Annotated in this window: 11 protein-coding genes; 4 read left to right on the top strand and 7 right to left on the bottom strand. The window is 73.8% G+C overall.

Features of this window, described 5'->3' with window-relative positions:
• Positions 1-2: 2 nt before the first annotated feature.
• From OG403_RS18385 to OG403_RS18365, 5 genes are all read right to left on the bottom strand, one after another.
• Positions 3-2027 carry a copper resistance CopC/CopD family protein gene (locus OG403_RS18385; protein ID WP_329565740.1) on the bottom strand — a complete coding sequence of 675 codons (2025 nt, stop codon included), beginning with the start codon at positions 2025-2027 and terminating at the stop codon, positions 3-5.
• Between the two features lie 7 nt (positions 2028-2034).
• Positions 2035-2529, bottom strand: a complete 495-nt coding sequence (locus OG403_RS18380) for a copper chaperone PCu(A)C (RefSeq protein ID WP_329565738.1) — start codon at positions 2527-2529, stop codon at positions 2035-2037.
• Complete coding sequence (locus OG403_RS18375; protein WP_329565736.1) at positions 2529-3203, bottom strand: SCO family protein; 675 nt, start codon at positions 3201-3203, stop codon at positions 2529-2531. The genes OG403_RS18380 and OG403_RS18375 overlap by 1 nt, the downstream gene beginning before the upstream one ends.
• A gap of 98 nt (positions 3204-3301) precedes the next feature.
• Positions 3302-4021 carry a YcnI family copper-binding membrane protein gene (locus OG403_RS18370; protein ID WP_329565734.1) on the bottom strand — a complete coding sequence of 240 codons (720 nt, stop codon included), beginning with the start codon at positions 4019-4021 and terminating at the stop codon, positions 3302-3304.
• 128 nt (positions 4022-4149) lie between these two features.
• The gene (locus OG403_RS18365) at positions 4150-4950 is read right to left on the bottom strand and encodes a hypothetical protein (protein WP_329565732.1); all 801 of its coding nucleotides are present in this window, start codon (positions 4948-4950) and stop codon (positions 4150-4152) included.
• A gap of 249 nt (positions 4951-5199) precedes the next feature.
• Between OG403_RS18365 and OG403_RS18360 the strand changes: the two genes are divergently transcribed.
• A complete protein-coding gene (locus OG403_RS18360; protein WP_329565731.1) occupies positions 5200-5850 on the top strand; it encodes an ATP-binding protein in 651 nt (216 codons plus the stop codon).
• Between the two features lie 74 nt (positions 5851-5924).
• On the top strand, positions 5925-6161 hold the full coding sequence (locus OG403_RS18355) for a hypothetical protein (RefSeq protein ID WP_329565729.1): 237 nt from the start codon (positions 5925-5927) through the stop codon (positions 6159-6161).
• 9 nt (positions 6162-6170) lie between these two features.
• Here the strand turns inward: OG403_RS18355 and OG403_RS18350 are convergent, their stop codons facing one another.
• Positions 6171-7163, bottom strand: a complete 993-nt coding sequence (locus tag OG403_RS18350; RefSeq protein WP_329565727.1) for an Lrp/AsnC family transcriptional regulator — start codon at positions 7161-7163, stop codon at positions 6171-6173.
• 130 nt (positions 7164-7293) lie between these two features.
• On the opposite strand from OG403_RS18350, the gene OG403_RS18345 reads away from it, so the two are divergent.
• Positions 7294-8760, top strand: coding sequence for an MFS transporter (locus tag OG403_RS18345; RefSeq protein ID WP_329565725.1), 1467 nt, complete (start codon positions 7294-7296; stop codon positions 8758-8760).
• A gap of 13 nt (positions 8761-8773) precedes the next feature.
• Here OG403_RS18345 and OG403_RS18340 read toward each other — a convergent pair whose 3' ends face one another.
• Positions 8774-10447, bottom strand: coding sequence for a DUF4132 domain-containing protein (locus OG403_RS18340; RefSeq protein ID WP_329565723.1), 1674 nt, complete (start codon positions 10445-10447; stop codon positions 8774-8776).
• 448 nt (positions 10448-10895) lie between these two features.
• Between OG403_RS18340 and OG403_RS18335 the strand changes: the two genes are divergently transcribed.
• Positions 10896-13292 carry a glycosyl hydrolase family 18 protein gene (locus OG403_RS18335; RefSeq protein WP_329565721.1) on the top strand — a complete coding sequence of 799 codons (2397 nt, stop codon included), beginning with the start codon at positions 10896-10898 and terminating at the stop codon, positions 13290-13292.
• Positions 13293-13431 lie beyond the last annotated feature (139 nt).

Raw genomic sequence — 13431 nt, 5'->3', positions numbered from 1 at the left:
GGTCAGCCGCCGATCGTCAGTTGCTTGGTCTCGGTGTCCTGGTCGATGTCCGAGGACCGGACGACCACCGCCGCGACCCACTCACCGGCCAGCGGGATCTGCGCCGTGCCGCTCCAACGGCCGGTGCCGGACTTGGTCAGCGTCACCGGCAGCGGGCCGAGGTCGCGGTCGGGCAGCGTGAAGGAGAGCTGGGTCTCGGGCACGTCCACCGGCTTGCCGGCGGTGTCGGTGACCAGCAGGGTCAGCTGGTTGGCGCCGGCGGTGGCCGGGTTGACGGTGAGCGTCGCGGTGCCCTTGGCGCCCTCCTCGGTGCCACCGGTGTCGTAGGCCAGCTTGAGCTCCACGGTGCGGGCGCCCGCGCTGGGCGCGGGGGCGCCGGCGGTGCTCGTGCCGGCGGCGGTGACCTGGGCCGCCACCCGTCCGGGCGGCGAGTTGGTCAGCAGCGTGGTGACCACCAGCACGCCGATCGCCACCACCGCCTCGATCAGCACCGAGCGCCGCAGCCCGGCCTGGGCCGGCGTGCCGTCCTGGGCCCGGCGCACCCCGGCCGCCGTCACCGCGGCCCGCTGCCGGGCCAGCTGGGCCTGCCGCGTCGGGTCGGCCGCGGCGTCGGCCCCGGCCTCGGCAGCCGCGTCCGACGCCTCGCCGACCGTGGCCGCGACCCGGACGTCGACCTGATCGACTTCCTGCGCCCGCTCGGCAGCCGCCACCGCCACCGCCACCGCCCCCGCGTCCGCCCGCAGCCGTGCCGTCCAGCGCCGCGAGAACCAGGCCGCGGCCAGCATCAGCAGCACCAGGCCGACCTTGATCAGCAGCAGCCGCCCGTACTCGGTGTCCACCAGCGCGCCCCAGGAGCCGACGCCCCGCCAGGCCTGGTAGACGCCGGTCGCCACCAGCGCGGCCACCGAGACCATCGCGACCCTGGAGAACCGCTCGGCCGCGCTCGCCCCGGCCCCGTCCCGCAGCGCGAACAGCAGGGCGACCAGGCCGCCCAGCCAGCAGGCCATCGCGATCAGGTGCAGCATGTCGAACGGCAGCGCGACCCAGACCTGGATCCCGACCGCCGCGTGGTCGGCCGCCGCCCAGGTGGCCGCCAGCCCCAGCGCGAGCAGCGCCCCGCCCGCGCCGAGCGCCAGCTGCGCCTCGCGCAGCGGCCGTTCGGCGGCCCGCCGCTCCAGTCGGCGCAGCTCGTCCTCCTCCGGGTCGCCGGTCGGCGCGAGCAGCCGCTCGTCGGGGCCCTCCTGCTGCCCCAACTGCCCGACCAGCAGCGACAGGAAGACCCCGCCGGCGGCCAGCAGCAGCAGCCGGGCGGCCAGCGCGGTGCCCAGCCGCTCGTCCAGCGTGCCGCGCACCAGCGACAGGTTCAGCGCCTGGCCGAGCCCGGTGGCCTGCTCGTACGGGCCGCGCAGCAGCAGCACCGCGACGGTGGCCGCGAGCAGGCCGACCCAGCCGCCCATCAGCAGCCGCTGCACCGAGCGGGTCTGGGCCCCGCGCGGCCAGCAGAGCAGCACGAAGGCCGCCACCCCGACCAGCAGCGCGAACGCCCCGTACGCCACGCCGCGCCCGATCCCGTACAGCGCGGAGACCGTTCCGTTCACCTGGGCGCCCTGGATCTGCGCGGTGGAGACCGAGGTGTCCGAGGCCGTGCCGATCGAGAAGGTGAAGGCGCCGCCGACCACGTGGGTGTCCGCCGAGACGACCCGCCAGGCCACCGTGTAGGTGCCGTTGCCGAGGCCGGGCCGCAGCCCGACTGAGGCGGTGTCCTCCTTGCCGTCGGCGTGCCCCGGGTTGCCGAGGTCGATCGGCTTGCCGGCCGGGTCGAGCACCCGGACCGAGTCGCTGAACAGCGACACGCCCTCGCTGAAGGTCAGCGTCACGGCGGCCGGCTCGGTGGCCACCACCGAGTTCTGCGCGGGGTCGGTCTGCAGCAGTGCCGCGTGCGCGGCGGCCGGGGAGGCATTGCCGATCAGCAGGATCAGCAGGGCTCCGGCGGTGGCGAGCCAGGTCCGGGCTTTGCGCAGCAGCATCTGGAGGTCAGCTCCCGGGACGGTAGGTGAGGGGTTTCACCGGCACTTCGACGGTGATGGTGCCACTGTGTGCGAAGGTCAGGTCCAGCTCCAGCTGGTCGCCGACGGCGGGCGGCTTCTGCCAGCCCATGATCATCAGGTGGGTGCCGCCGCGGCTCAGCTGCAGGGTGCCGTCGGCCGGCACCGCCAGGCTGTCCACCTCCTGCATGGTGGTCTCGGTGGACTGGTGCATGCTCACCGATCCTGCCCCGGGACTGCTCACCCGCACCAGGGTGTCGGAGGCGCCGCCGGTGTTGTGGACCGTCAGGTACCCGGCCGCCATGCTGTCCGCGCTGCTCGCGCCGGCGGGCAGCGGGATGTAGGAGTCGGTGACGCTGAGCTTGGCGCTCGCGGCGTGCCCGCTGCCGCCCCCGCAGGCGACCACGATGGCGCTGGCGGTCAGCGCGGCGGCCAGGCCCGCGCCGACCAGCGCGGCGCGGCGGAACTCCAGGGAGGCGGGCATCAGGCCGCCACCCCCTTGGCGAGCAGCGGCAGGTCGTGCTCGAAGGCGGCCACCGAGGTGTCGCTCAGGTACACCAGGTGGGCCTTGTTGTCGGAGGGCATGAAGGCCAGCACCTGGGCGCCGTGCGAGGAGGTGACCGTGCCGTCCTTGTTGACCACCGGGTCCTCGACCAGGATGCCCAAGCTCGCCGCGGCGGCCTTGACCTTGGTCAGGTCGCCGGTCAGCCCGATGAAGTTCTTGTCGAAGGAGTCCAGCCAGGTCCGCAGCACCTTGGGGGTGTCGACCTGCGGGTCGGTGGAGACGAAGACCACGTTGATCTTGGCCTGCTGGTCGGCGGGCAGCTTCTGCATCGCCACGCCGATGTCGCCCATGGTGGTCGGGCAGACGTCCGGGCAGCTGGTGTAGCCGAAGAAGAGCAGCGTGGTCTTCCCGGCGGTCTGCTGGCGCAGGTCGAAGGGCTGGCCGCTGGTGTCGGGCAGCACCAGGTCGGGCTTGTCGAAGTGCTGGGCCAGCACGGTGCCCTGGTAGGGCGAGTTCTGGGCCTCCTGGGAGACCACGGCCGCCGCGCCGGCGCTCTTGGCGGTGCCCGAGCCGCAGGCGGTCAGGGCCAGCGCGGCGGTCAGCGCGAGGGCGGCGGCAGCGGCGGCCCGGCGGCGGGAGGAGGGGAGCTTCATGCTGTGGCGGTCCGTTCGTGAGGGCTCGTGGCTGGTGGGTGCGGCCGCCGGGGCCGTCCGTCCGGGTGGGGCGGACGGCCCCGGCGACCGGGCCGCGACTAGGCGGACGGGGTGCCGCTCCGGCGGCGCAGGCCGGCCGCGCCGAGTCCGGCGCCGACCACGCCGACCACGATGCCGACCACGCCCAGGGTGCGGGCGGTGCCGTCGTCGGACTTGGCCGCGGCGGTGGTGGTGGGCGCCACGTTCAGCGCGGCGGCCGGGGCGGCGTTCGCGGCGGGGGTGAGGGTCAGCGTCGGGGCGGGGTGCTGGGGCTCGGGCTGGCCGGGCTTGGCCTCGTCGATCCAGCGCACCACGGTGCCGTCGTCGTAGGTCTGCAGCGCCTTGAACACCAGCTTGTCGGTGTCCTTGGGCAGCGGACCGAAGGAGATCTTGAACTCCTGGAACTGGCCGGGACCGACCTTGCCGGTGGCGTCGGCGGTCCAGGTGATCTTGCTGACCGCGGCGGTGACCGAGTCGCCGTCGTCGGTCTTCACCGGAGTGGTCAGCGGGGTCTTGTCGACGGTGGCGCTCCAGCCGGGCACCGGCTGGGTGGACACCGAGGCGATCGGGTGATCGGTGGGCACGGTGACTTCAAGCTTCACCGTGCTCGCCGTGGCGCTCTCGTCCGGCACCCGGAACGCGACAGCGGTGTAGCCGCCCTGCTGGGCGGTGTTCGGCTGCACGGTGACGTGCGCGAAGGCGGGGACGGCGGTGGCCAGCACGGCGCCGGCCGCGAGCACGACGGCGGTGACGGAACGGCGGGCGGGAAGCGAACGCATGGTGGGTGGTCTCCATCGGGAGCAGGGCACAGGGGTGCCCTGGACAGTGGGGTGACGACGGGTGCGAAGGCGCGCCCGGACCCCGGACCGTCGGCCGGTGGAGTGTCGATCCCGGTGGTGACGGCGGGTCAGCGCGCGAAGGCCGCCACCGGCGGACCACGCCGGATCACGGTGTGCCGAAGCGCCGCCGCCGCCGGCAGCCGGCTGTGCCCCGCGCCGGGGCGCGGCTCGCGCAACCCGGCTCCGGCCATCGCGAGCAGACCGCGCAGCACCGCGGCGACCAGCGCGAGGGCCCGCCCCAGCGGGGCGGTCCACTGCCGCGCCTCCCGGGCGGCGCTGCCGGTCAGCCGGACCAGCTGCCACAGCGCCACCTCACCGCGCCGCAGCCACCAGCCGGCCAGCACCGCGGCCAGCAGGTGGCCGAGCAGCATCGCGGGGGTGAGGCCGAACTGCCACCAGGAACCGGTGGCGGCGGCGTGATAGGCACTCGGGTCCAGGCCCGCCTCGGTCAGCAGCTGCGCGGGGCTGACCCCGGCGGGCAGTGTGTGTGCCATGCCGGGCATGTCGTTGCAGACCAGCCGCGCGGCCGCCTGATCCATCGTCATCCCGGCCATCATGTGGTGGCCGGTGCTGTGGAAGAGCAGGTGCAGCCCGAGCTGACCGGTGCCCAGCGCCCCGGCGATGCCGAGCAGCGAGCGCTCGCGCCCGCCGAGCAGCGCCGCCACGGTGGCGACCAGGGTGAAGCCGAGCAGCAGGACGGGTACGGCGATCTCGCCGCCACCGCCCATCAGGTGCCCGGCCGCCGCCACCACCGTGCAGACCAGCGCGAACGGGACCGCGCGCAGCAGCCGCAGGTCCCAGCCGGCGCGCAGCGCGGGCCGGAGCGCCGGTGCGGCGTCCGGGAGCGGTGCGGGCTGGCGGTCAGTCATGGCCGAGACATCATCTCACCGGGCCCCGGCCCGTTCGGGGCGGGGTGCGAAACGGCGGAAAGCCCCACGTGGTGCCCCTGATACTCCCAATGGCCCCGGCGCGAACGAGTGAGACGCGCGCCGTTCGGCATACCGTGCCGCAGCAGTCCATCCGCCGAACGGGCGGAGTGGCCGCGCAGCGACGGTTCATGGCCGGATCGCTCGGCAATACCTAGTTGTATGTGGAGCCCCAGCCAGGAGGGACCGGTCGTGGACATCTGGTGGACTCTGCACCTCAAGCGCGAGCTGGCGAGCGTTCCGCTGGCCCGGCGCTTCCTGCTCGGCACCATGGAGAGCGCCGGGGTCGATCCGCAGATCGCCCACGATCTCGGCCTCGCGCTGACCGAGGCCTGCGCGAACGCGGTGGAGCACGCGGGCGCGGTCCGCGGCGACGGCTTCCAGGTCACCGCCGCACTCGACGGCGACCTGCTGCGGATCGAGGTGATCGACTCCGGCCCCGGCCTGCCCGCCGCCCCGCACCTGGTGCCGGCCCATCGCGCGCTGCCTCCGCTGCCCGCCCTGCCCGCCCTGCCCGCGTTGCCCGTCGCGCACCCGCACGCCCGCCCGCGCCGCCGCCGGGGCCGGGCCACCCTGCCGGGTCCCGCCGCGCCGGGCCCCGCCCGTCGCACCCGCCCCTCCGCCTACGACACCCATGTGCTCCCCCCGGGCCGCCCGCACCCCGCCCTGCTCCGGCTGCCCGACCCGGACGCCCTGCCCGACCTGACCGCCGAGTCAGGCCGCGGCCTCTTCCTGATCCGCGCCCTGACCGACCACGTCCGGCTGCAGAACCACCCGCAGCGCGGTGCGATCGTCAGCTTCGACAAGGTGCTGAAGCGCCCGGCCCTGCGGGTGGCGTCGTAGCGGTCGCGCCTGCCCGGCTCATCCGTCTGGCGTTCGCCCTGGCCGGGGCGCACTGTGGAGATATGTTGCATCGGATGTACGCCGAATACGGCGATCAGGGCCGCTCCGGCCCGGTGAAGCAGTGGCACATGGTCCAGGGCGAGAGCACCACGGGGATGTGCGGACGTGATCTAGCCGAGGGGGCGGCCACCCTTGAACCGACCGAGTGGGGACAGACCAAGGAGCCCTGCTGCCGCTCCTGCGGGGTGCTCTGGTTCCAGTCGGTCCCGTTCCTGGCCGACGAGCACGACCGGTCGACCTATCTGCCGTAAGTCCCGGAGCTAGCGCCGGCGGGGCGGCAGCGTGAACGGTCCCGGGCCCTTGACGACGCGGATCGTCGGGGCGGTCTCCAGGTGCCGTACCGCCGGCAGCGAGGCGATCCGGGAGGTCAGGAAGCCGTAGAGCTCCTGGACGTCCCGGGTCAGCACCACGGCGTGCAGGTTGGTCGGCCCGGTGGTCGCGCAGGCGTACGCCACCTCCGGGTAGCCGGCCAGCGCGGCCCCGGTGGCGGCCAGTTCGGCGGGAGCCACGGAGAGCCAGAGGCAGGTGTGGGTGCGCACCTGGAAGATCCGCCAGTCCACGTCGAGGTCGAAGTAGAGCACCCCGCAGCCGGTCAGCTCGTCCATCCGGCGCCGCACCGTGCTCGCCGACCAGCCGGTGAGGGCGGCCAGTTCGGCCAGCGGCGCCCGGCCGTCGACGGCCAGCGCGTCGAGCAGCCGCCGGTCCGCCTCGTCCAGCGTCGGTGGCGCCGCGGTGGGCCGCTCGGCGGGTGCTTCGGCGGTCAGCGCGGCCACCTGCCGCCCGGTGAGCGTGCCGCTCTTCACCACCAGGCTCTGCGCCCCGCCGAAGAAGGTGTGCATGACGCAGTGCGCGGTGACGCCCACCACGCTGGGGGTGCGCGGCAGGCGTTGCAGCAGCAGCGAGTCGTCGCTCTGGGTGGGGTGCGCCCGGGTGGAGCAGTTGATCTCGGTGCCGCCCGAGTTGAGCGTCACCCAGCAGGTGTCCTCACGGCGGGCCAGCGCCTCGGCGACCGCGCCGGCGGCGTCCGGCGTGCACTGCACCCGCACGTGCCAGCGCACCTCGCCCAGCGCCTCGGGGTGGGTCAGTCCCAGCACCCGGATCCAGTTCCCGCCGCGCAGCCTTGTGTAGCGCCGCGCCACGGTCTGGTCCGAGACGCCCAGCACCGACGCGAGTCGGCTGAACGGCGCGCGGGCGTTCAGTTGCAGGGCGTGGACGAGCTGACGGTCCAGCTCGTCGAAGGTGTCGGAATCCATCAGATCAGGCTAGCTGATGTCGAAATCAAGCGGATGCGGCCGGGCTGGCTGGAGGATTCGAGCGCACCGGGTCATCGTGGGGGAGTTCGGTTCGGTTGAATTCGCACTTCCCCTTTGATCGGAGCCACTCGTGCGCAAGTGGATACCCCTGGCGGCGATCTGCCTGGGCGCGTTCATGCTGCTGGTCGACGTCAGCATCGTCAACGTCGCACTGCCCAAGATGTCCGCCGACCTGCACTCGTCCTTCACCTCCCTGCAGTGGGTGGTGGACATCTACGCCCTGGTGCTGGCCGCGCTGCTGATGGCGCTCGGCTCGCTGGGCGACCGGCTGGGCCACCGGCGGCTCTACCTCGGCGGGCTGGTCGTCTTCGCCGCCGCGTCGCTGACCTGCGCGCTCGCGCCGGACGCGGCCGTCCTGATCGCCTCCCGGGCGGCCCAGGGGATCGGCGGCGCCGCCATGATGACCTCGACCACCGCGCTGCTGAACGGTGCCTACCAGGGCCGGGACCGGGGCACCGCCTTCGGGATATGGGGCGCGGTCAACGGGGCCGCGGCTGCCGTCGGGCCGGTGCTCGGCGGGCTGCTCACCGACCAGTTCGGCTGGCGCTCGATCTTCATGGTCAACGTTCCGGTGGCGGTACTCGCGCTGGTGATGACCACCGGCTACCTCAAGGGCGGCACGGGCGTGGCGCGCGGCCGGCTCGACCTGGCCGGTGCGCTGAGCTTCACCGTGTTCGCCGGCGCGCTGACCTACGGGCTGATCGAGAGCGGCGACAAGGGCTGGGGCAGCGCCATCGTGCTCGGCTCGGTCGCGGTGAGCGTGCTGGCGCTGGTCGTCTTCGTGCTGGCCGAGCTGCGCGGCGGCCGGGGCGGGCACCCGCTGCTCGACCTGGGCCTGCTGCGCAACCGCACCTTCCTCGGTCTGGTCCTGGGCGGCCTGCTGCTCACCGCCGCCGCCTTCGCCCAGCTCACCTACACCTCGCTCTGGCTGCAGCAGGTGCTGGACCTCAGCCCGCTCAACGCGGGTCTGGCGGTCTGCCCGCTGGCCCTGGCCGCCTTCGTGGTCGCGCTGGTCAGCGGAAAGGTGACGCACCGGCTGGCGCCGCAGCTGCCGATCGGCATCGGGCTGCTGCTGATCGGCGGCGGCACCCTGCTGCTCGGGCTGGTCTCGGCCGGCTCCGACTGGTCCGCGCTGCTGCCGGGCCTGCTGGTGAGCGGGGTCGGCGTCGGGATGTCCACGCCGCAGCTGATGGCCACCGCGCTGGCGGCGGTGCCGCGCGAGCGGGCCGGGATGGCCAGCGGTGCGATCAACACCGCGCGGCAGCTGGGCTACGCACTGGGCATCGCGCTGCTCGGCACCATCTTCCAGAACCGGGTGCGGGAGTTCACCGGGCACGCGGCGGGTCGCCCCGACCTGCACGCGGCCTTCGCGGCCGGGCTCGACCGGGTCTTCCTGGTGGCCGGCTGCACCGGTCTGGTGGCGGGCGTCCTGGTGCTCGCCCTGGTCCGCCGCTCGCCCGCGCCCGCCTGGGGCGGCGTACCGGCCCAGGCCCAGGCACCGGGGCAGGCGCCGGTCGACGCGGTGGCCAAGTCCTGACGCCGTACAGGCCCTAGAACTGCGGCACCGGTTGCCGCAGCCCGCGCTCGGCCAGCGCCGCCCGCCAGGCCTCGGCCTGCGCGGGGTCGCCCAGGCGCGGGTTCCACAGCCGGACCACGGTGTCGTCGGTCAGCTCGTGCACCTGGCCCGCCAGGTCCCGCAGCACCCAGTGCTCGGACCTGGCGCGGTGCACCGGCAGCCCCCGCACCGGGCCTGACAGCGTGTCGATTTCCCAGACCAGCGCGGCGGTGAGCGAGGCGAGGCCCGGCTCGGCCAGGAAGGCGGCGCGCCAGCGGGCGGCCGGGGTGCCGGGATCGGTGGCCAGGCGCTCGGCCAACGCGCCGCGGTAGACGTCCAGTTGCCCGCGCAGTTCGGCGAGCCGGGCGCGCAGCACGGCGTACCGGGCCGGGTGCCGCTCGCGGACCTGGGAGGGCACCCGGTTCAGCAGCTTCCCGTGCTCGTTGCGGAAGCACAGCCGCACCGTGCCGGTCGCCTCGTAGCTGAAGACCGCGGTGTACGGGCCGACCGGCACGGTGAGTCCGCCCAGGTCGGCGCCGGCGGGCAGGTCGCGCAGCGCGGCCAGCTCCTCGCGGGCCTGGCGGGCGGCGGTCGGTGCGGGCGCCGCCAGCAGGCGGCGGTGCTGGCCGGCGCCCGGTTCGCCGGCCAGTGCCGCCAGGGCGGCCAGCCCGGCGCGGACGAAGTGGGCGGCGCCCGGCTGGAGTTCGTCCATGCTCCGGCGCGCGTGCCGGTTCACTGCCCGGCCCAGGTGCTGGATCGTCCTGGTGTCCTCGCTGACCACCGCGACCCAGGCCAGCGCGCCGAGCAGCTTCCCGCCGCGCGGGCTCGGCGGGCCCTCGTGCCGCTCCCGTGCCGGGCAGTCGGTCGGGTCCCCGCAGCCGGCGGCCAGCAGGGCCCGCAGCGGCTGCCGGACGGCCGGCTCCAGCTGGATCAACTCCCGGACCCGGCCGAGCCATTCGTAGCTCGGCCGAAGGTCCGTCGAGCTCGCGCAGAGCTCCAGCAGGCGCAGTGCGGGCTCCTCGTAGAGCGCGGCGCCCAGCTGGCAGCGCGCCGCGACGGCGAACGGGTCGTCCTGCGCCAGCAGTTGAGCGGGGTCGACGCGGGTGGGCAGCAGGGCCCGCAGCCGGGTGGCGAAGGTCAGCCGCTCCGGATCCTCGAAGCCGCCGCGGCAGCCGGAGCACGCCGCCAGCAGGGTGCGCAGGTAGGGGCGGAACGGCTCGCGGTCGGCCGGGGCCAGCTCCTCGCAGGCGGCCAGCGGCAGCTCCAGGCAGCTTTCGGCGGTGGTCGACCAGGGGGCGGTCGGGCGCACCGGGTCGACGCCGGTCAGCGCCCAGCCGAAGAGCTGGTGGACCTCCTCGGCGGACCAGTCGCAGCGGGCCTCGCGCAGCGCGACGGTGGCCGCCCACTCGTAGTCCCCGGTCAGCAGGCCGGTCCGCTCGCGCTGCAGCGCCTTGGCGATCTCGCGGCGGGTGGCCGCCGGGAGCGTGTCGAGCAGTTCGGCACTCCGGGGCGCCGCCTCGACTCCGGTGCGCCGGTACGCGCCGACGTCGGCCCGCCCGGCCCGGATCAGCGCCCGGCCGAGCGACCGCGGTCGCAGCGGCGGGTGCCGCCGGGGCTCCTGGAGCCGCGGGAACTCGGTGCCGAGCAGGAACAGACGTAGCCAGAGCATGTGGAGCTCACCCCCGGGCTACGTCCTATCGCATCCGGGGGCGCCGGTCACCGGCCGGGGTGGTTCGAGCTCGGCTCGGTGCCGACTCGGTGCCGACTCGGGGTCGGATCGGGGCCGGATCGAGCCGGCGCGGGCGGGCGGGCGGCAGTGGACCGGCGAGCGCCTGAAGCGCAGCTCGGGGCGGTGGTCCAATCCTGGGGTATTGGTAGAGACCTGTTCGAGTGCGCGTGGACCATTGGCGGACGAATTCGGACGTTTGGGCCGGTCGGAGCCATCGTCAGATTGCAGATTGGTACAGACCTGTTGACCCGAAGGGGCGGCAGGACATACGTTCTGCGCCAGTCCGCGGAAGCAGGTCGGGCCGGGTGCGCACCCGCCTCGGCCCAGGTACACCTCCCCCACACGGCGTCCGGAACCCCACAACCGGGCGTGACTCCCTGGAGCGACCATGCCCGAACGCGCTACCGCCACGCGGCAGATCGAGCGGACCCGACCCGCTCGACGGCCCTTCCACAAGGCGACCGTCCTCGCCACCGCCACCGCGCTGATCGCCGGTGCGGCCGGCCTCGCGACCCTGGCCGGCGGCTCGGCCTCCGCCGCGAGCGTCAACCTGCTCACCAACGGCGACTTCGAGACCGGCACGCTGGCCGGCTGGACCTGTTCCAGCGGGCTCGGCAGCATCACCAGCACCGCCCCGCACGGCGGCAGCTACGCGCTGGCGGGCGCCGCCTCCGCCGCCGACACCGCGCAGTGCTCGCAGACCGTGACGGTCACGCCGAACACCGCGTACGACTTCTCCGGCTGGCTCAAGGGCGGTTACGCCTACCTCGGGGTCACCGGCACCGGCACCACCGACACCAGCACCTGGACCTCCAGCGCCGGCTGGGCCAACCTCAACACCGCCTTCACCACCGGTGCTTCGACCACCTCGGTGACGGTCTGGGTGCACGGCTGGTACGGGCAGGGCACCTACTACGCGGACGACCTGGCGCTGACCGGGCCGGCCGGCGGGACCACCAGCGCCTCGCCGACGCAGAGCGGCTCGCCCACCCAGAGCGCCTCGCCGACCCAGAGCAGCTCGCCGACCCAGAGCGCCAGCCCCACCCAGAGCGCGTCCCCGACGCAGAGCGCCTCGCCGACCCAGAGCGCGTCCCCGACGCAGAGCAGCTCGCCCACCCAGAGCGCCTCGCCCACCGCCTCCCCGAGCAGCGGCACCGCGCCGGGCGGCGACGGCCTGGTCAGCACCCCCGCCGGGGTGAGCGCCGCGGTGCGCAACAACACCGTCACGCTGAACTGGAGCGCCTCCACCGACGGCGGCCAGAACGGCAACGTCCCGGCGTACTACGTCTATTCGGGCGGCAACCTGGTCGCCACCTCGATGGGCACCTCGGTCACCGTCAGCTCGCTGCTGCCGAACACCGCCTACACCTTCACCGTCCAGGGCTACGACACGGCCGGCCACGCCAGCGCCCAGTCCGCCCCGGTCTCCGCGACCACCGGCGCGCTGCCCACCGGTGCGGTGAAGTCGGCCTACTTCTCGCAGTGGGGCATCTACGGCAACCAGTACTACCCGAGCAGCGTGGCGGCCAGCGGCGCGGCCTCGGGCCTGAACGTGATGACCTACGCGTTCGAGAACATCGACCCGACCAACCAGACCTGCTTCGAGACCGTCAAGGCCGCCGACACCAACGACAGCGACCCGAACGCGGGTGACGGCGCGGGCGACGCCTTCGCGGACTACCAGAAGTCGTACACCTCGGCGAACAGCGTCGACGGCGGCAACGACGCCTGGAGCCAGCCGATCAAGGGCAACTTCAACCAGCTGCGCGAGCTGAAGGCGAAGTACCCGAACCTGCGCTTCACCCTCTCGATCGGCGGCTGGACCTACTCCAAGTTCTTCTCCGACGTGGCCGCCACCGACGCCTCGCGGAAGAAGTTCGTCTCCTCCTGCATCGACATGTTCATCAAGGGCAACCTGCCCACCGGTGTCTCCGGTGACGCCTCGGGCGGGCAGGGCTCGGCGGCGGGCATCTTCGACGGCATCGACATCGACTGGGAGTACCCGGCCTCGACCGGTGGTCACACCGGCAACCACACCTCGCCTGCCGACACCGCCAACTACACGGCGCTGCTGGCCGAGTTCCGCAACGAGCTGGACGCCTACGGCAACAGCATCGGCAAGCACTTCCTGCTGACCGCCGCGCTGCCCAGCGGCCAGGACAAGATCGCCAACGTCCAGACCGACCAGATCGGCAAGTACCTGGACTACGGCAACATCATGAGCTACGACATGCACGGTGCCTGGGACGCGACCGGTCCCACCAACCTTCAGGACCCGCTGTACAACAGCCCGAACGACCCGAGCACCCCGATCGCGCCCGGCACCGAGAAGTACACCGTCGACAACGCGGTCAACGCCTTCCTGCACGGCGACCCGGCGTACGGGATCCCGGGCGGTTTCCCGGCCGCCAAGCTGGTGCTGGGTGTGCCGTTCTACTTCCGCGGCTGGACCGGCGTCCCGGCCGGCGGCAACAACGGCCTCTACCAGAGCGCCACCGGCCCGTCCGCGGCGCAGAGCACCAGCCAGTCGGCCGGCGTGGCGTTCTGGAAGGAACTGGTGGCCACCGGCAAGACCGGTGCCGCCAACGTCCACTGGGACCCGACCACGCAGAGCTCGTGGATCTACGACGGCACCAACTTCTTCACCGGTGACACCCCGCAGGCCATCGCGGCCCGCGGTGCGTACGCCACCAGCAAGGGGCTCGGCGGGATCTTCGCCTACTCGCTGGAGGCCGACGACCCGTCGGGCACCCTGATCAACGCGATGACCGGCAGCATGAAGTAAGCCCAGCAGGGTGAGGTAGCAGGCTCCGGGCGGGACGGCCCGGTCGGCCCCCGGCGCGCGGTTCCGGCGCCGGGGGCTCTTCGCGCGGTGCGTCCGCGCTGTTCGACCCGCCATCACCACCTGCTAATCTCAGCCGATT

It is taken from the genome of Kitasatospora sp. NBC_01266 (assembly GCF_036242395.1).
Taxonomy (GTDB): domain Bacteria; phylum Actinomycetota; class Actinomycetes; order Streptomycetales; family Streptomycetaceae; genus Kitasatospora.
Note: the sequence above shows the minus strand (reverse complement) of the source record. Positions and strands in the feature narration are given on the sequence as shown.

What these genes read in the sequence shown, in the direction of transcription:
- OG403_RS18370 (WP_329565734.1), bottom strand. Translation starts at nt 4,021, where the DNA reads ATGCGTTCGCTTCCCGCCCGCCGTTCCGTCACCGCCGTCGTGCTCGCG.
- OG403_RS18350 (WP_329565727.1), bottom strand. Translation starts at nt 7,163, where the DNA reads ATGGATTCCGACACCTTCGACGAGCTGGACCGTCAGCTCGTCCACGCC.
- OG403_RS18365 (WP_329565732.1), bottom strand. Translation starts at nt 4,950, where the DNA reads ATGACTGACCGCCAGCCCGCACCGCTCCCGGACGCCGCACCGGCGCTC.
- OG403_RS18340 (WP_329565723.1), bottom strand. Translation starts at nt 10,447, where the DNA reads ATGCTCTGGCTACGTCTGTTCCTGCTCGGCACCGAGTTCCCGCGGCTC.
- OG403_RS18380 (WP_329565738.1), bottom strand. Translation starts at nt 2,529, where the DNA reads ATGCCCGCCTCCCTGGAGTTCCGCCGCGCCGCGCTGGTCGGCGCGGGC.
- OG403_RS18375 (WP_329565736.1), bottom strand. Translation starts at nt 3,203, where the DNA reads ATGAAGCTCCCCTCCTCCCGCCGCCGGGCCGCCGCTGCCGCCGCCCTC.
- OG403_RS18385 (WP_329565740.1), bottom strand. Translation starts at nt 2,027, where the DNA reads ATGCTGCTGCGCAAAGCCCGGACCTGGCTCGCCACCGCCGGAGCCCTG.
- OG403_RS18355 (WP_329565729.1), top strand. Translation starts at nt 5,925, where the DNA reads ATGTACGCCGAATACGGCGATCAGGGCCGCTCCGGCCCGGTGAAGCAG.
- OG403_RS18335 (WP_329565721.1), top strand. Translation starts at nt 10,896, where the DNA reads ATGCCCGAACGCGCTACCGCCACGCGGCAGATCGAGCGGACCCGACCC.